This is a genomic window from Pseudomonas sp. TREG-RG-20F-10-E-6-01, from assembly GCF_022662455.1.
Taxonomy (GTDB): Bacteria; Pseudomonadota; Gammaproteobacteria; order Pseudomonadales; family Pseudomonadaceae; genus Aquipseudomonas.
This window is the reverse complement of the sequence record NZ_JAKNQP010000017.1, coordinates 40,659-57,104: the sequence shown is the minus strand read 5'-3', so window position 1 is coordinate 57,104 and position 16,446 is coordinate 40,659. Positions and strand designations below refer to the sequence as shown.

Here is a 16,446-nt window from a genome sequence, read left to right as displayed (position 1 = left end):
CCTTTTCGGTGTGCAAAAGAGGCAGGAAGTATGGGCAGCTCGCGAGGTATTCTGAAATTAAATATAACCATGCCAATCAGTGGCAAACGCAATGGTGAAGCGCCATGTTCGACCCCGTGTTGTTACGCAGTATTGTCGCCGTGGTGGATTGCGGCAATTTCACCCGCGCTGCCGAGCGCCTGCACGTGACCCAGTCCACCGTGAGCCAGCAGATTCGCCGCCTGGAAGAGGCCGTGGCGTGCCAGTTGCTCGACCGCGATCAGCGCCGCGTGGTGGCCACCGCCGAGGGTGAACGCTTGCTGGCGTACGCGCGGCGCATCCTCGCGCTGCATGAAGAGGCTGCCGACGTGCTGATCACTCAGCAAAGCGAGGGTGTGCTGCGCCTGGGGGTGCCAGAGGACTTTGCCGCTGAACGGCTGATGCCGTTGCTGTCGTCGTTCGTGGTGGCCTACCCGCGCGTGCGCCTGGAAGTCACCAGCGGCCTCGGCCCGGAGCTGCAGCGTCAATACCGTGCAGGTGAGTTCGACGTGTTGCTGGTCAAGCAAATGGGAGACAGCGACGACTGCCTGGCGTCGTGGCCGGAGCCGCTGTGCTGGGTCGACAGCCGCAGCATGCCGTCCTTGGGCCGCGACCCGTTGCCCCTGGTGGCGTTTCCGGTGGGCGGGTTGTATCGCAATGAAATGCTGCATCACCTGGAAGTGGGTGGCTGGCGCTGGCGCATCGGCTATTCCAGCGCCGGCCTGGCCAGCGTGTGTTCGGCAGTGGCGGCGGGGCTCGGTATCAGCCTGTTACCACGCCGGGTGGTGCAGCCTGGGCACGTGGTGCTCGGCGAGGACAGCGGGTTGCCCACGGTGCAAGGCGTGCGCCTGGCGCTATATGGCCGCAGCGGGTTGGGCGCAGCCGGGCAGACGTTGCAACGTCAATTGCTCGAGTTATGCGCCAACAGCCCAGCGTAAACCTGTCGACGAGCGCCGCGTTCTTGGCGAGCGGGCTTGCCCCGCGTTGGGCTGCGTAGCCGCCCCAAAACCTGCCAAACCGATATGCCTGACAGCGCGTTATCTCCCAGTGGGTCTGCTGCGCAATCCAACGCGGGGCAAGCCCACCCGCCACAATCGATGCCTTCACTGAATATTTTTTATGCCTGAAAAGCATTGAAAAACAGCACCTTCGCCACAGGCCGCGCAGGCCGTGGCTTTGGCGTTTCAGGATGTTTCTCATATTCAATTTAGATCTATGTATAACTTTAAAGATTACTTTAAGAGATAAGCGTCTGGCCCCGATGATTCAGCCCTCGACGGCCGCCAAGGCAGGCCTGTCGGTTTTTTTGTGTGAAGACCGTAGGGAGTGAATCAATGGGCAATGTCCAGACCGCCGCCAGTGCACCCGAGGCGCAATGGCGCCAGGCACCGGGTGGTGAGTTGGTCGACCTTGGCCGGCCGCATCGGGCGCCGTTGGGGCAGTTGCGTTTGCAGAAAACCCCGAAGCGCTTCTCTAGCCGTCGCGAAGGGCTGCTGCTCGGCTTACTGGTGTTGGCGCTGCACGGTGCGGTGATCTATTGGGTGAGCCAGAAGCCGACGCCGGTATTGCCGATTGTGCCGCCGGAAATCCCGCCGATGACGATCGAATTTTCCCAGCCGGCGCCGCCGGTGGTTGAACCGCCACCACCCGTGCCGCCACCACCACCGCCACCTGTGGTCGAGCCACCGCCGCCGGTGGTGGATGAGTTGGCCGCCAAGCCGGCGCCGCCAAAACCGATTCCCAAGGCTAAACCCAAACCGGTGCCCAAGCCCGAGCCCAAGCCTGCACCCAAACCGGTCGAGCAACCGCCCGCGCCACCTACGCCGGCGCCACCTGCACCGCCCGCGCCAGCCGCGCCACCGTCGCCGGCCCCGGTTACACCCGCTTCGGCGAACGCCGCGTACCTGAAGAACCCGGCGCCGGAGTACCCGTCACTGGCCCAGCGTCGCGGTTGGGAAGGCACGGTGTTGCTCAGGGTGCATGTGTTGGCCAGCGGCAAGCCGGGCGAGATCCAGGTCCAGAAAAGCAGCGGTCGCCAGCAACTCGATGACGCCGCACTGACCGCCGTGAAGCGTTGGAGCTTCGTGCCGGCCAAGCAGGGCGATGTGGCCCAGGACGGCTGGGTCAGCGTACCGATCGATTTCAAGATTCACTAACTATTCGGCAGCGGTGTGTTGGACACGCCGCGACCTGCACAGAGGGAAAACATCATGGCATTAGCATCTCCAGTTGAATCCATCGAAAGCGCGGTGATCTGGCTGCTGGTGGCCTTTTCGGTCGCCACCTGGGGCTTCGCCTTGCTCAAGGGCGTGCAGTTTGGTCGCCTCAAGGCCCAGGATCGCAAATTCCACAAACAGTTCTGGGCGGCGTCGAGTCTCGACTCGGCCGCTGAACTGGCCGAAACCCAGCCCGGCGCCGCGGCGCGCGTGGCCCAGGCCGGTTATGCCGCGATCCAGGTCGGTGACACGCCACACGCCGCGGACCTGAGCCAGGCCATCAACCACCAGGACCGCCTCGAACGCGCCCTGCGTCAGCAGATCGTGCGTGAGCGTCGCTCGCTGGAAACCGGCCTGGCTGTGGTCGCCAGTATCGGCAGCACTTCGCCGTTTATCGGCCTGTTTGGCACCGTGTGGGGGATCATGCAAGCGTTGAAAGGCATCAGCGCCGCCGGCTCCGCCAGCCTGGAAACCGTGGCCGGCCCGATTGGTGCGGCGCTGGTGGCCACCGGTGTGGGGATCGCCGTCGCGGTGCCGGCGGTGCTGGTCTACAACTATTTCCTGCGCCGCCTGAAGCTGACGGCTGCTGACCTGGATGACTTTGCCCACGACTTCTACAGCCTGGCGCAGAAAAACGCCTTCCGCGTGCTGCTGCACCCTGCGCTGACCAAAAGCGCAGCTGGCAACCCGCAGAAAGTGAAGGAGGCGTCCTGAGATGGCCTTCTCCACGCAAGACAGTGACGAGGTGCTGAGCGAGATTAACGTGACGCCGCTGGTGGACGTGATGCTGGTGCTGCTGGTGGTGTTTATCGTCACTGCGCCGCTGTTGACCAACGCGATCCCGATCAACCTGCCCAAGACCCAAGCCGTGGCGCCGGTTGAGCAAAAGGACCCGCTGGTGGTGAGTATCGACGGCGCCGGCAAACTGTTTATCAACAAGGACGAAATCCAGCCGGACCTGCTGGAATTCAACCTGCAGGCGGCCAAGGCCAAGGACCCCGATGTGCGGGTGCAACTGCAGGCTGACAATGGAGTGAACTACGGCGAAGTGGCGCGAGCCATGGCGTCTATCGAACGCGCGGGGATTACCAAGTTGTCGGTGATTACTGCACGTTAGTTTCAAATGCCTCGACAATTTTTTGGCCGTTTCCTTGGCAGGGTGCGGCCTTTTTTTTGCCTGGAATTCCGTTGAAGCTCGATGTGAAATGAGGTCTATGTGGAAGCGGGCTTGCTCGCGAATACGGTGGGTCAGTAGCAGATGCGCCGACTGATGCACCGCATTCGCGAGCAAGCCCGCTCCCACATTTTGATCTGCGATGGGTTTGAGATTTTGGTTATTAATAAATAGCTTCTTATTCCTTAACGAATATAACCCCCGTCCCTATACTGGTCAGCAACGTTAAACGCTGCAGGAGGGCACACCCATGCACAGCGAGTCGATTCGTTATCTGATCGTGCCGGGCTGGCAAGGATCGCCAGAAGATCATTGGCAAACCCATTGGCAGAACAGCCTGCCCAACAGCGCGCGGGTGGAGCAGGCCGATTGGCTGACGCCGCGTCGCGAAGACTGGGTGGCCGCACTCGCCGAGGCCATCGCCGCCGACAGCACTCCCGTGATCCTGATCGCCCATAGCCTGGGCTGCATCACCGTCGCGCATTGGGCCGCCACTGCGCCGGTGCACTTTTTGCGTCAGGTCCGCGGCGCTTTGCTGGTGGCTCCGGCGGATGTCGAACGCCCGGCCTGTTCACCGGCGTTGCGCAACTTCGCGCCGATCCCGAGCGACCTGCTGCCGTTTCCCAGCCAAGTGGTCAGCTCCGACAACGACAGCGCGGTCAGCGCGCCGCGGGCCCTGGAACTGGCGCGCAATTGGGGTGCAGAGGCCGGGATTCTGTCCGGCGCCGGCCATATTAATGTGAAGTCCGGCCACCAGCGTTGGGAGCAGGGCTTCGCCTACCTCTATCGCCTGCAAAACCGCCTTGAGCACCACGCCCGGCGTACTGCCTGAACATTTTTCAACGCCCCGTCCCTGAGTGGATTTGGGGCGGGAGCCTGCCATGAGTCTGCATGAAACCTTCGGCCAGCCCTTGCTGACCTTCCCCGACGCCGAAAAAAGCCCGCTGAGCATCCGGGCCAAGGCCCTGGTGTTTGTCGACCCGCGCTCGCGCCAATTGCGTGAAGACTTGGAAAGCCTGGCGCCGCGCGCCTTGCCGGTGTTGATTCGCGGTGAGACCGGCAGCGGCAAGGAGCTGCTGGCGCGGCATATTCACCGTGGCAGCGACCGCACCGGGTTGTTTGTCTCGGTCAACTGCGGCGCGATCAGCCCCACTTACGCCGATGCCGAGCTGTTTGGCTACGCGGCCGGCAGCCACAGCGGCGCGGCGAGCAGTCGGGCCGGGTGGTTCGGGTCGGCCAACGGCGGCACCTTGTACCTGGATGAGATCGGCGACTTGCCGTTGCCGATCCAGGTGAAATTGCTCGCCGCCCTGGAAAATCACGAAGTCACCCGCGTTGGCGCCCACCAGCCCAGCCCGGTGGATGTGCGCCTGGTTGCGGCGACCAGCATCGACTTGGCCCAGGCCGTGGCGGCGGGCAAGTTTCACGAACGTCTGTTCCATTATTTGAGTGAAGGCCAGCTCGACCTGCCCGCGCTGCGCGAGCGCGTCGGCGACATTCTGTCGCTGGCTGAATATTTTCTCGGCATCTACAGCCAGCGCCTGGACCTGCCGGTGCCGCTGATCAGTGATGCCGCCCAGCGTGTGTTGGAACTCCACAGCTGGCCGGGCAATACCCGCGAGCTGGAAAACGTTATTCACTTTGCGTTGCTGGTGAGCAGTGGTGATGAGATTTTGCCCGAACATCTCAACCTGCCGGTGGCGGGCTCGCCACTGGAACAGGTGCGGCGGATCTTCGCGAGTGCCAGCGCCGCCGAGCGGCAAACCTTGCTCAGCTTTCTAAATGAACAGCAGCTACATGAGCAAAATGGAATATCAAAGTGAATAAAAGATATTGTTCGGGAATAAAAAATATAGGTATTGTCCACTCCACGCCGCGATAGCACTTCGCTGGCACACCATAAAAACGGTCGTCAGAGACGCCCCGGAATTTCGATAAGGACACTGCATGAAAAAGGTTCTGTTGTTTACCGCACTGGCGGCTGCCCTGACTGCAAGCTTCGCCCAGGCCAACGAGAAACTGGTGGTTGCCGCCACGCCGATCCCGCACGCCGAGATCCTTGAGCTGGTCAAACCGACCCTGGCCAAAGAAGGCGTAGACCTGGAGATCAAAGTATTCACCGACTACGTGCAACCGAACGTGCAAGTGGCTGAAAAGCGTCTGGACGCCAACTACTTCCAGACCCTGCCGTACCTGGAAAACTTCAACAAGGGCAAGGGCACCAACCTGGTCACTGTGGTCGGCGTGCACGTTGAACCTTTCGGCGGTTACTCGAAGAAGATCAAGAATATTTCCGAGCTCAAAGATGGCGCCACCGTGGCCATCCCGAACGAAGGCTCCAACAGCGGCCGCGCCCTGTTGCTGCTGCAAAAAGCCGGTGTGATCACCCTCAAAGACCCAAGCAACGCCCTGGCCACGCCGAAAGACATCGCCAGCAACCCGAAACACCTGAAATTCAAAGAGCTGGAATCGGCGCTGTTGCCACGCGTGCTCGACCAGGTTGACCTGGACTTGATCAACACCAACTACGCCTTGGAAGCTGGCCTGAACCCAGCCAAAGACGCGCTGATCATCGAAGACGCCAAGTCGCCGTACGTGAACTTCCTGGTGGCACGCCCGGACAACAAGGACAGCGACGCTATCCAGAAGCTGGCCAAGGCCCTGACCAGCCCTGAAGTCAAAGCGTTCATCGATTCCAAGTACAAAGGCGCCGTCGTACCGGCGTTCTGATGTAAACCAAACCCCCTTCAAGGTTTGAACGCCGACGGCTCACATAGCGTCGGCGTTTTTTTATGCCTGGAATTTGGAATGCAATAAATGTGGGAGGGGGCTTGCCCCCGATAGCAGTGGTTCAGTCAATGCATCTGTGGCTGACATACCGCTATCGGGGGCAAGCCCCCTCCCACATTTGATTTGCGCAGGCTTACATGTTTTGTGTGTTGACCGCCCGGCGCAACGCCATCAGCCACTTCACCAGCTCCTGCGGATCAATCGGCTTCACTTCGTTCATGGTTCAATCCCTCGAATCTCAGACCCCCAACCATAGTAGCCACCCGGACAACCCGCGAATCCGGCGGTTATCTTTTTGGGTGATATCAATATGCTATTTGGGTATTTAAATTTTACTTTTTATACCTTTAAAGTTCGCGCTACCCGGCGTTACCCACGCCGGATCGGACTGCGCCCGCTGCATTACCCTTGCGGCGTCATGGACTCAAGATGACCTTCGATTTCGCTTTTATCCTCAGCACCTTGCCGGCGTTTCTCAGCGCCGTGGGGGTGACGCTGCAAGTGGGCCTGATCGCTATTGCCACCTCGTTGCTGGTGGCACTGATCAACGCAGCGCTGCTGGTGTTTCGCACGCCGTACCTGTCGCGCCTGGTGGCGCTGTATGTGGAGCTGGCGCGCAACACGCCGCTGCTGATTCAACTGTTCTTCGTGTACTTCGCCTTGCCGGCGCTGGGGTTCAATATCTCCGGGTTCTGGGCGGCGATCATCACCATGACCTTCCTCGGCGGCGCCTACCTCACCGAAGTGCTGCGCGCCGGTGTGGAAGCGGTGCCGCTGGCGCAGATCGAGTCGGGCAAGTCCATCGGCCTGTCCGACTGGCAGCTGCTGCGCCATGTGATCCTGCCTCAGGCCGGCATCCTCAGCTTGCCGGCGCTGTTCGCCAATTTCATCTTCCTGCTCAAGGAGACCACGGTGGTCTCGGCCGTGGCGGTGCCGGAGATTCTCTACACCACCAAGAGCTACATCGCGCTCTACTACAAAACCTACGAAATGCTCGCCGTGCTGACGCTGATCTGCGTGCTGTTGTTTTTGCCGCTGTCGCTGCTGCTCAGCCGCCTGGAAAGGAGGCTCCAGCATGGCCAGTTCGGGTCTTGAGTTGTTGTGGGTGTCGTTGCCGCAACTGGGCAAGGGCGCTGCGCAGACGCTGTCGATTTCATTTTTGAGCATTGCCTTCAGCACCGTCGGCGGCGTGCTGTACGGCGTGCTGCGCACGCTGAATAACACGCTGATCAACGCGGTGCTGCGGGTGTACCTGGAGCTGTTCCGGGCGATTCCGGTGCTGGTGTGGTTGTACCTGTTGTTTTTCGGTTTGCCGATTTTCTTCGGCCTGAGCATCCCGAGCTTCTGGTGCGCGGTGCTGGTGCTGTCGTTGTGGGGCGCCAGCGAGGTGGGCGAAGTGGTACGGGGCGCGCTGCATTCGCTGCCGCGTGGCCAGCGCGAAGCGGGCTTGTCGATTGGTCTGTCCGACCCGCAGCTGTACGGCTACGTGTTGCTGCCCCAAGCCCTCAAGCGCATGACGCCGCCAACCATCAACGTCTACACGCGCATCATCAAGACCAGCTCGCTGGCGGTGCTGATCGGCGTGGTGGACGTGATCAAGGTCGGCCAGCAAATCATCGAGCGCACCTATGAGTCAGTACTGATCTACGGCGTGCTGTTCCTGTTTTTCTTCTTTATCTGCTACCCGTTGTCAGCCGCCTCCAAGGTGCTGGAACGGCGCTGGGCCCAAGCATGAGCGCATTGATCGAGTTCCAGGCTTTCAACAAATTCTTCGGCGAGCAGCAGGTGCTCAAGGGCATCGACCTGAGCGTGCAAAGCGGCGAAGTGGTGGTGATCCTCGGCCCCAGCGGCTGTGGCAAAAGCACCTTGCTGCGCTGTCTCAACGGCCTGGAAGTGGCGCACAGCGGCAGCCTGCGTTTTGCCGGCAAAGAGCTGCTGGACAAGAATACCGATTGGCGCCAGGTGCGCCAGGACGTGGGCATGGTGTTCCAGAGTTACCACCTGTTCCCGCACATGAGCGTGCTCGACAACATCCTGCTCGGCCCGCTGAAAGTGCAAAAACGCGCGCCTCGCGAAGCCCGTGCCCAAGCGGAAAAATTACTCGAACGCGTTGGCCTGGCCGACAAGCGCGACGCCTTCCCTCGCCAGTTGTCCGGTGGTCAGCAGCAACGCATCGCCATCGTCCGTTCGCTGTGCATGAACCCGCAAGTGATGCTGTTTGACGAAGTCACCGCCGCCCTCGACCCGGAAATGGTCAAGGAAGTGCTGGAAGTGATTCAGGGCCTGGCCCGCGACGGCATGACCTTGTTGATCGTCACCCATGAAATGGCCTTCGCCCGCGCCGTCGCTGATCGCGTGGTGTTCATGGAGGCCGGTCGCATCCTCGAACACAACACCCCCGAAGAATTCTTTACGAACCCGCAAACCGCACGCGCGCAGCAGTTTCTGGAGAAGTTCTCCTTTGTTTCAACACTGCCCAAGAAAACCAAGGAATTGGAGCTGATATGAAAAAACTACTGCTGCCACTGTTTGCCGTCGCCTTACTGGCCGGCTGCGATAAAAAGGCCGAAGAGCCTGTCAAACCCGTCGCTGCTGCCAGCTCCATCGACAAGATCAAGGCGCGCGACAAGCTGATCGTCGGCGTATTCACCGACAAACCGCCGTTCGGTTTTGTGAACGAAGCCGGTCGTTACGTCGGCTTCGATACGGATATCGGCCGTCAATTTGCCAAGGATTTGCTGGGCGATGAAAACAAGGTCGAGTTTGTCGCCGTCGAACCGGCCAGCCGTATTCCGTTTCTGCAGAGCGACAAGGTCGACCTGATCCTAGCCAACATGACCGTAACGCCGGAGCGCAAGGAAGCGGTGGACTTCACCAACCCCAACCTGAAAGTGGCGGTACAGGCTTTGGTGCCGCAGGACAGCTCGGTGAAAAGCCTGGATGACCTGGCCACCCGCACCACCATCGTCACCACCGGCACCACCGCCGATATCTGGCTGACCAAAAACCACCCGGACTGGAAACTGCTCAAGTTCGAGAAAAACTCCGAGTCGCTGCAGGCGCTGTCGGCCGGGCGTGGCGATGCGTACGCGCAAGACAACCTGGTGCTGTTCAGCTGGGCCAAGCAGAACCCGGGCTACCGCGTGCCGGAAGAAAAACTCGGTGATGAAGCACCGATTGCGCCGGCCGTGAAGAAGGGCAACATCGAACTGCGCGACTGGGTGAATACCGAGTTGGCGAAGTTGGGCGAGGAGAAGTTCCTGCTCAAGCTGTACGACCAATATGTGCGTAAAGAGCTGAGCGATGACACCAAGCCTGAGAGTGTGATTGTTGAGGGCGGTAAGTGGCAGGGTTGATCCCGCGCTGACTGTTCTACCGCTATCGCAGGCAAGCCAGCTCCCACCTTTGACCGAGTTCCAACCTTGGAATGCGGGCTAATGTGGGAGCGGGCTTGCCCGCGAAGAGGCCAGTGCAATCACGGCACCTACTCCGGCCAATACCACGTTCTACCGCTATCGCAGGCAAGCCAGCTCCCACCTTTGACCGAGTTCCAACCTTGGAATGCGGGCTAATGTGGGAGCGGGCTTGCCCGCGAAGAGGTCGGTGCAGTCACTGCACCTACTCCGGCCAATACCACGTTCTACCGCTATCGCAGGCAAGCCAGCTCCCACCTTTGACCGAGTTCCAACCTTGGAATGCAGGCTAATGTGGGAGCGGGCTTGCCCGCGAAGAGGCCAGTGCAGTCACTGCACCTACTCCGGCCAATGCCACGCCGGCGCATCCAGCATCCCTTGCCCCACAATCCGCGTCTCGCCCATCACCTTCTCCAACACAATCGAATTACACCCTTCATCCTGTTGCAACGCCGCAATCAATCGGCTGGCATGCGACACCACCCACACCTGGCAATGCTGGGACGCCTGGATAATCAAACGCGCCAACGCCGGCAGCAAATCCGGGTGCAGGCTGGTTTCCGGTTCATTCAGTACCATCATGGTCGGCGGCCGTGGCGTGAGCAGCGCCGCGATCAACAATAGATAACGCAAGGTGCCGTCCGACAACTCCGCCGCCGACAAGGGCCGCAGCAAGCCTTCCTGATAAAACTCAATCGCAAAGCGCCCGCCCTGCAACGGCTGGATATTCAGGCGTGCGCCGGGGAATGCATCGCTGACCGCACGCTGCAATGCCTCGGGGTCGCCGATTTCGCGGATGGTCTGCAACGCCGCGGCCAAATCGCGCCCGTCGTGATGCAACACCGGCGTGCGCGTGCCCAATTGTGGTTGGCGAGCGGGCGCGTCCACGTCGCTGCGAAAGTGATCATAAAAGCGCCAACCACGGATGCTTTCGCGCAGCAACAACACCTCCGGCGAGCCGCGCAGGCTGCCGACCTGATCAAACAGGCTGTGGTAATCGGGTGTGTGCTGGGCCAGTACATCCCAGTTGCGCCCCTCTCGCGCCCGAACCATCGGCCCGGAGCGCTGCACCAGCAGGCTGGCGGGGCGATAGAGGTGGCCGGCCCAGATGCATTCTTTTTTTATTTCGGGGTCCAGGGAGAAATAACTGATACCGGGTGACGGCAACCCCATGGAGATGGCGTAGCTGAAATCTTCCCCGGCAAATCCCAGGCGCAGACGCTTCACGTTCTGGCGGGTGGTGGCTTGTACGGCGACTTCGCCCTCACGCATGCGTCGGCTGATGGTTTCCGGCCCGGCCCAGAAGGTCGAGTCCAGCCCGCCTTCACGGGCCAGCGCATTGATGACGCCGCCTTGGGCGGTTTCCGCCAGCAGGCGCAAGGCGCGATACAGGTTGGACTTGCCGCTGCCATTGGGGCCGGTGACCAGGTTCAGCCGGTCCAGAGGCACCACCAATTTATTGATCGAACGGTAATTGGCCACCGCCAGGGTTTTCAACATAGGGTATTCAGTCGACGTGGGAACCATTGGAGTATGGGATCCTCCATGCAGATAAGGAACCCTGATCTAAGCTCACAGTCGCATACACACTGGCAAGTCGGCATCACGCAAAAGGAGCCTGCATGGGCGGTCGCACTTCGATAGTTTTACTCAGCCTTGGCCTCTTGGCGCTGCTGACTGGCTGTGGTCAGGAAAAGGCCGAGCCCAAGGAGCATTCGCGGGTTTTTGTGCAGACGGTGCAGCCGGCGGATTTCGCCGCGGCAGTCACCCTGACCGGCGATATCCAGGCCCGTGTGCAAACCGATTTGTCCTTTCGCGTGGGTGGCAAAATCATCCAGCGCATGGTCGACGTGGGTGACCGTGTGACCGCCAAGCAAGTGCTGGCCAAGCTCGATCCCAAGGACCAGCAGACCAACGTCGATTCCGCTCAGGCCCAGGTTGTGGCCGAGCAGGCCCGCGTCAAGCAAACCGCCGCCGCCTTCGTTCGCCAGGAAAAACTGCTGCCCAAGGGCTACACCAGCCGCAGCGAATACGACACCGCCCAAGCCGCGCTGCGCAGCAGCCAAAGCGCCCTGGCCGCCGCGCAAGCCCAGCTCGCCAACGCCCGTGAACAACTCGGTTATACCTCGCTGATCGCCGATGCGCCCGGTGTGATTACCGCGCGCCAGGCGGAAGTCGGCCAGGTCGTGCAGGCCACCGTGCCGATTTTCAGCCTGGCCACCGATGGCGATCGCGATGCGGTGTTCAATGTCTATGAGTCGCTGCTGGTAGAGCCGCCGCCGGATGCACCGATCACGGTCAGCCTGCTGGATAACCCGAACATCAAGGCCGTGGGCAAGGTTCGCGAGGTCACGCCGGCGGTGGCGGCCAATACCGGCACCGTGCAAGTCAAAATCGCCCTGCAATCGCTGCCCAAGGGCATGCAGTTGGGCTCGGTGGTCAGCGCCACCGCCAATGGCCCGGCCAAGGCCAGCATCGAGCTGCCGTGGTCGGCCTTGACCAAAGACCTCAACGAACCCGCCGTGTGGCTGATCGACGGTGACGGCAAGGCGCAGTTGCACAAGGTCAGCGTGGCGCGTTACCTCACCGGCAAAGTGATTATTGGCGACGGGCTCAAAGGCGGCGAAAAAGTCGTGGTGGCCGGCGGACAATTGTTGCACCCCGGCATGCTGGTCGAGATCGCCCAGCAAGGAGCCCAGCCATGAAGCGCCTGACGGCTCTGCTCGCCGCCAGCCTGTTGTTGGCCGCCTGCTCCAAGAAAGAACCGCCGCCCGAGCCCGTGCGCCCGGTGTTGTCGATGGAAGTCAAAGCTGAAGACCAGGAAAACCTCGGCCGCTTCGCCGGCACCATCCAGGCCCGCTATGAAAGTAACCTGGGCTTTCGCGTACCCGGCCGTATCGCCCGCCGCGCGGTGGACGTGGGCGCCGAAGTGGAGAAGGGCGCCTTGCTCGCCGTGCTCGATCCCACCGATCAGCAAAACCAATTGCGCGCCGCCCAGGGCGACCTCGCCCGCGTGCAGGCGCAGTTCATCAACGCCCAGGCCAACGCCCGCCGCCAGCAGGAATTGTTCAACCGTGGTGTCGGCGCCCAGGCCCAGCTGGACGTGGCCCAGACCGACCTGAAAACCACCCAGGCCACCCTCGACCAGGCCAAGGCTTCGGTCAACCAGGCCAAGGACCAGCTCAACTACGCCGAACTGCGCACCGACCACGCCGGTATCGTCACCGCCTGGAACGCCGAGGCTGGCCAGGTCGTCAGCGCCGGCCAGCAAGTGGTGACCCTCGCGCGCCCGGACATCAAGGAAGCGGTAATCGACCTGCCGGCCGGCCTGGCTGAACGCCTGCCCACCGATGTGGTGTTTGTGGTTGCAGGCCAACTCGATCCGAGCGTCAACACCACCGCCATCGTGCGTGAAATCGAGCCTCAGGCCCAAAGCGCCACGCGCACCCGTCGTGCGCGATTGACCCTGACCGAAACACCGCCAGCCTTCCGCCTGGGCACCGCAATCAGCGTGACCTTGAGCACCGCCATCGCACCCCGTATCCAACTGCCGGTGAGCGCCTTGCAGGAAGTTGACGGCAAGACCCGCATCTGGCTGCTCGACACCCACAGCCAGACCGTGCAGCCGCGTGACGTTACGGTGGTCAGCCGCGATGCCGACAGCGCCGTGCTCAATGGCGGCGTCAAACCCGGCGAACGCATCGTCACCGCTGGCGTGAACAGCCTGAAACCCGGGCAAAAAGTCAAAATCGACGAGGACAGCCCGCGATGAAAGGGAGCTTCAACTTATCCGACTGGGCCCTCAAGCATCAGTCCTTCGTCTGGTACCTGATGTTCGTCGCGCTGCTGATGGGCGTGTTCTCCTACATGAACCTTGGCCGCGAGGAAGACCCCTCGTTCACCATCAAAACCATGGTGATCCAGACCCGCTGGCCGGGCGCGACCCAGGAAGAAACCCTCAAGCAGGTCACTGACCGCATCGAGAAAAAACTCGAAGAACTCGACTCCCTCGACTACGTGAAAAGCTACACGCGGCCGGGCGAGTCCACGGTGTTCGTGTTCCTCAAAGACACCACCAGCGCCAAGGCGATTCCGGATATCTGGTACCAGGTGCGCAAGAAGATCGATGACATTCGCGGCACCTTCCCCCAAGGCTTGCAGGGGCCGTCGTTCAACGATGAGTTCGGTGACGTGTTCGGTTCGGTCTACGCGTTTACCGGCGACGGCTTGTCGATGCGCCAGCTGCGTGACTACGTAGAGAAAGTGCGCGCCGAGATCCGCTCGGTGCCGGGGCTGGGCAAGGTCGAGATGATCGGCCAGCAGGACGAAGTGATCTACCTGAATTTTTCCACGCGCAAACTGGCAGCGTTGGGGATTGACCAGCGCCAGGTCGTACAAAGCCTGCAGTCGCAGAACGCGGTGACCCCGGCCGGGGTGATCGAGGCCGGGCCGGAGCGGATTTCGGTGCGCACCTCGGGGCAGTTTGCCTCCGAAAAGGACCTGGCCAACGTCAACCTGCGCCTCAATGACCGTTTCTACCGTTTGGCCGACATTGCCGACATCAGCCGTGGCTACGTCGATCCGGCGCGGCCGATGTTCCGTTTCAATGGCCAGCCGGCGATTGGCTTGGCCATCGCCATGCAGAAGGGCGGCAATATCCAGTCATTCGGCAAGGCCCTGCACACGCGCATGGATGAGTTGACGGCTGACCTGCCGGTGGGCGTTGGCGTGCACAAAGTCTCCGACCAGGCAGAAGTGGTGGAAGAGGCCGTCGGCGGCTTTACCAGCGCGCTGTTTGAAGCCGTCATCATCGTGCTGGTGGTGAGCTTTATCAGCCTTGGCATGCGTGCCGGGTTGGTGGTGGCGTGCTCGATTCCGTTGGTGCTGGCGCTGGTGTTCGTGTTCATGGAATACAGCGGCATCACCATGCAGCGCGTGTCGCTGGGCGCGTTGATCATCGCCCTCGGCCTGTTGGTGGACGACGCGATGATCACCGTGGAGATGATGATCACGCGCCTGGAAAAAGGCGAAACCAAGGAACAGGCGGCGACCTATGCCTATACCTCGACCGCATTCCCGATGCTCACCGGCACGCTGGTGACCGTCGCCGGCTTTGTGCCTATCGGCCTCAACGCCAGCTCGGCGGGCGAGTACACCTTCACGCTGTTTGCGGTGATTGCCGTGGCGATGCTGGTGTCGTGGGTGGTGGCGGTGCTGTTTGCGCCAGTGATTGGCGTGCATATCCTCAGCGCCAACGTTAAACCCGAAAACAAAGAGCCTGGGCGCATCGGTCGCGCGTTCAATGGCGGCATGCTCTGGGCCATGCGCAACCGCTGGTGGGCGATTGGTATCACCGTGGGCTTGTTTGTGGCGTCGGTGTTTTCCATGCAGTTTGTGCAGAACCAGTTTTTCCCGTCATCGGACCGCCCGGAAATTCTCGTCGACCTCAACCTGCCGCAAAACGCCTCGATCAACGAAACGCGCAAGGCGGTCGACCGCCTTGAGGCGATCATCAAGGACGATCCGGATATCGCGCGCTGGAGCACCTATATCGGCCAGGGTGCGATTCGTTTCTACCTGCCTCTGGACCAGCAATTGGAAAACCCCTACTACGCGCAGTTGGTGATCGTCAGCAAAGGCCTGGAAGAGCGCGGCGCGTTGATTGCGCGCCTGCAAAAACGCCTGCGCGATGACTTTGTCGGCATCGGCAGCTATGTGCAGCCACTGGAAATGGGCCCGCCGGTTGGGCGGCCGATTCAATATCGCGTGTCTGGCAAGGACACCGACCAGGTGCGCAAGCACGCCATTGAACTGGCGACCTTGCTGGATAAAAACACTCACCTGGGCGAGATCATTTACGACTGGAACGAGCCGGGCAAAGTGCTGCGCGTGGACATTGCCCAGGACAAGGCGCGGCAATTGGGGCTGTCGTCGGAAGACGTGGCGCAGTTGATGAACAGCGTGGTCAGCGGTGCTTCGGTGACCCAAGTGCACGACGATATCTACCTGATCAACGTGGTCGGCCGCGCCGAAGATGCCGAACGCGGCACCCCGGAAACCTTGCAGAACCTGCAGATTGTCACGCCCAACGGCACCTCGATTCCGTTGCTGGCCTTCGCCACCGTGCGGTATGAGCTGGAACAGCCGCTGGTGTGGCGTCGCGACCGCAAGCCAACCATCACCGTCAAGGCTTCGGTGCGTGATGAGATGCAACCGACCGACCTGGTCAAGCAACTCAAGCCCGAAATCGACACGTTCAGCGCCGGCCTGCCGGTGGGCTACAAAGTCGCCACCGGCGGCACCGTCGAAGAGAGCGGCAAGGCCCAAGGCCCTATCGCCAAAGTGGTGCCGTTGATGCTGTTCCTGATGGCCACGTTCCTGATGATCCAGCTGCACAGCGTGCAGAAGATGTTCCTGGTGGCCAGTGTCGCGCCGCTCGGGCTGATCGGCGTGGTGCTGGCGCTGATCCCCACGGGCACGCCCATGGGCTTTGTGGCGATCCTCGGCATCCTCGCGCTGATCGGCATCATCATCCGTAACTCGGTGATTCTGGTGACGCAGATCGATGCGTATGAACGCGACGGCTACACGCCGTGGGATGCCGTGGTGGAAGCCACCGAGCACCGGCGCCGTCCCATCCTGCTGACCGCTGCGGCAGCCAGCCTGGGCATGATCCCGATTGCGCGGGAAGTGTTCTGGGGGCCGATGGCCTACGCGATGATTGGCGGGATCATCATCGCCACCTTGCTGACGCTGTTGTTCCTGCCAGCGCTTTATGTGGCTTGGTACAAGATTCGCGAGCCGAAAAAAGAACAGGCCTGACCCTCGGCGCCTT

The 16,446-nt window shown here is 61.3% G+C and carries 15 protein-coding genes; 14 read left to right on the top strand and 1 reads right to left on the bottom strand.

Translation table 11 applies throughout. The features are described 5' to 3' along the window. Positions 1 to 104 precede the first annotated feature (104 nt). The 11 genes from L8K08_RS28020 to L8K08_RS27970 all read left to right on the top strand — a co-directional run bounded on the left by L8K08_RS28020 (position 105) and on the right by L8K08_RS27970 (position 9,554). Positions 105 to 956, top strand: a complete 852-nt coding sequence (locus tag L8K08_RS28020; protein WP_242201429.1) for a LysR family transcriptional regulator — start codon at positions 105 to 107, stop codon at positions 954 to 956. Between the two features lie 396 nt (positions 957 to 1,352). After that, a complete protein-coding gene (locus L8K08_RS28015; RefSeq protein WP_242201428.1) occupies positions 1,353 to 2,174 on the top strand; it encodes an energy transducer TonB in 822 nt (273 codons plus the stop codon). Between the two features lie 51 nt (positions 2,175 to 2,225). After that, positions 2,226 to 2,948: a MotA/TolQ/ExbB proton channel family protein gene (locus tag L8K08_RS28010; RefSeq protein WP_242201465.1), complete on the top strand. Its 723-nt coding sequence runs from the start codon at positions 2,226 to 2,228 to the stop codon at positions 2,946 to 2,948. Position 2,949: 1 nt separating this feature from the next. Continuing rightward, positions 2,950 to 3,351 carry a biopolymer transporter ExbD gene (locus tag L8K08_RS28005; RefSeq protein ID WP_145159738.1) on the top strand — a complete coding sequence of 134 codons (402 nt, stop codon included), beginning with the start codon at positions 2,950 to 2,952 and terminating at the stop codon, positions 3,349 to 3,351. A 307-nt stretch (positions 3,352 to 3,658) separates the two neighbouring features. Then, positions 3,659 to 4,240, top strand: a complete 582-nt coding sequence (locus tag L8K08_RS28000) for an alpha/beta hydrolase (RefSeq protein ID WP_119738240.1) — start codon at positions 3,659 to 3,661, stop codon at positions 4,238 to 4,240. A 49-nt stretch (positions 4,241 to 4,289) separates the two neighbouring features. Next, positions 4,290 to 5,231, top strand: a complete 942-nt coding sequence (locus tag L8K08_RS27995; RefSeq protein ID WP_242201427.1) for a sigma 54-interacting transcriptional regulator — start codon at positions 4,290 to 4,292, stop codon at positions 5,229 to 5,231. A 124-nt stretch (positions 5,232 to 5,355) separates the two neighbouring features. Next, positions 5,356 to 6,138, top strand: coding sequence for a MetQ/NlpA family ABC transporter substrate-binding protein (locus L8K08_RS27990; RefSeq protein WP_145159742.1), 783 nt, complete (start codon positions 5,356 to 5,358; stop codon positions 6,136 to 6,138). 489 nt (positions 6,139 to 6,627) lie between these two features. Then, a complete protein-coding gene (locus L8K08_RS27985) occupies positions 6,628 to 7,293 on the top strand; it encodes an amino acid ABC transporter permease (protein ID WP_106577379.1) in 666 nt (221 codons plus the stop codon). Next, positions 7,274 to 7,933 carry an amino acid ABC transporter permease gene (locus L8K08_RS27980; protein ID WP_032884905.1) on the top strand — a complete coding sequence of 220 codons (660 nt, stop codon included), beginning with the start codon at positions 7,274 to 7,276 and terminating at the stop codon, positions 7,931 to 7,933. The genes L8K08_RS27985 and L8K08_RS27980 overlap by 20 nt, the downstream gene beginning before the upstream one ends. Next, on the top strand, positions 7,930 to 8,706 hold the full coding sequence (locus L8K08_RS27975; RefSeq protein WP_106577380.1) for an amino acid ABC transporter ATP-binding protein: 777 nt from the start codon (positions 7,930 to 7,932) through the stop codon (positions 8,704 to 8,706). The genes L8K08_RS27980 and L8K08_RS27975 overlap by 4 nt, the downstream gene beginning before the upstream one ends. After that, positions 8,703 to 9,554, top strand: a complete 852-nt coding sequence (locus L8K08_RS27970) for a transporter substrate-binding domain-containing protein (protein ID WP_242201426.1) — start codon at positions 8,703 to 8,705, stop codon at positions 9,552 to 9,554. The genes L8K08_RS27975 and L8K08_RS27970 overlap by 4 nt, the downstream gene beginning before the upstream one ends. A gap of 396 nt (positions 9,555 to 9,950) precedes the next feature. On the opposite strand, the gene L8K08_RS27965 is transcribed toward L8K08_RS27970, so the two are convergent. After that, on the bottom strand, positions 9,951 to 11,111 hold the full coding sequence (locus L8K08_RS27965) for an AAA family ATPase (protein WP_242201425.1): 1,161 nt from the start codon (positions 11,109 to 11,111) through the stop codon (positions 9,951 to 9,953). A 122-nt stretch (positions 11,112 to 11,233) separates the two neighbouring features. On the opposite strand from L8K08_RS27965, the gene L8K08_RS27960 reads away from it, so the two are divergent. The 3 genes from L8K08_RS27960 to L8K08_RS27950 are packed head-to-tail and all read left to right on the top strand — an operon-like array spanning position 11,234 to position 16,433. Next, entirely contained in the window at positions 11,234 to 12,316 is a 1,083-nt protein-coding gene (locus L8K08_RS27960) for an efflux RND transporter periplasmic adaptor subunit (RefSeq protein WP_242201424.1), read from the top strand. Further along, positions 12,313 to 13,383 (top strand): efflux RND transporter periplasmic adaptor subunit, encoded by a 1,071-nt coding sequence (locus tag L8K08_RS27955; protein WP_242201423.1) that lies wholly within the window; start codon positions 12,313 to 12,315, stop codon positions 13,381 to 13,383. The genes L8K08_RS27960 and L8K08_RS27955 overlap by 4 nt, the downstream gene beginning before the upstream one ends. Continuing rightward, positions 13,380 to 16,433: an efflux RND transporter permease subunit gene (locus L8K08_RS27950; protein WP_242201422.1), complete on the top strand. Its 3,054-nt coding sequence runs from the start codon at positions 13,380 to 13,382 to the stop codon at positions 16,431 to 16,433. Before L8K08_RS27955 ends, L8K08_RS27950 begins: the two co-directional genes overlap by 4 nt. Positions 16,434 to 16,446: the final 13 nt, after the last annotated feature.

Bases quoted from the DNA above. Each gene is read 5' to 3' on its own strand.
- L8K08_RS27995 (WP_242201427.1), top strand. From the start codon at position 4,290: ATGAGTCTGCATGAAACCTTCGGCCAGCCCTTGCTGACCTTCCCCGAC.
- L8K08_RS28000 (WP_119738240.1), top strand. From the start codon at position 3,659: ATGCACAGCGAGTCGATTCGTTATCTGATCGTGCCGGGCTGGCAAGGA.
- L8K08_RS28020 (WP_242201429.1), top strand. From the start codon at position 105: ATGTTCGACCCCGTGTTGTTACGCAGTATTGTCGCCGTGGTGGATTGC.
- L8K08_RS27955 (WP_242201423.1), top strand. From the start codon at position 12,313: ATGAAGCGCCTGACGGCTCTGCTCGCCGCCAGCCTGTTGTTGGCCGCC.
- L8K08_RS27990 (WP_145159742.1), top strand. From the start codon at position 5,356: ATGAAAAAGGTTCTGTTGTTTACCGCACTGGCGGCTGCCCTGACTGCA.
- L8K08_RS27960 (WP_242201424.1), top strand. From the start codon at position 11,234: ATGGGCGGTCGCACTTCGATAGTTTTACTCAGCCTTGGCCTCTTGGCG.
- L8K08_RS27985 (WP_106577379.1), top strand. From the start codon at position 6,628: ATGACCTTCGATTTCGCTTTTATCCTCAGCACCTTGCCGGCGTTTCTC.
- L8K08_RS27965 (WP_242201425.1), bottom strand. From the start codon at position 11,111: ATGTTGAAAACCCTGGCGGTGGCCAATTACCGTTCGATCAATAAATTG.
- L8K08_RS27950 (WP_242201422.1), top strand. From the start codon at position 13,380: ATGAAAGGGAGCTTCAACTTATCCGACTGGGCCCTCAAGCATCAGTCC.
- L8K08_RS27980 (WP_032884905.1), top strand. From the start codon at position 7,274: ATGGCCAGTTCGGGTCTTGAGTTGTTGTGGGTGTCGTTGCCGCAACTG.
- L8K08_RS27975 (WP_106577380.1), top strand. From the start codon at position 7,930: ATGAGCGCATTGATCGAGTTCCAGGCTTTCAACAAATTCTTCGGCGAG.
- L8K08_RS27970 (WP_242201426.1), top strand. From the start codon at position 8,703: ATGAAAAAACTACTGCTGCCACTGTTTGCCGTCGCCTTACTGGCCGGC.
- L8K08_RS28015 (WP_242201428.1), top strand. From the start codon at position 1,353: ATGGGCAATGTCCAGACCGCCGCCAGTGCACCCGAGGCGCAATGGCGC.
- L8K08_RS28005 (WP_145159738.1), top strand. From the start codon at position 2,950: ATGGCCTTCTCCACGCAAGACAGTGACGAGGTGCTGAGCGAGATTAAC.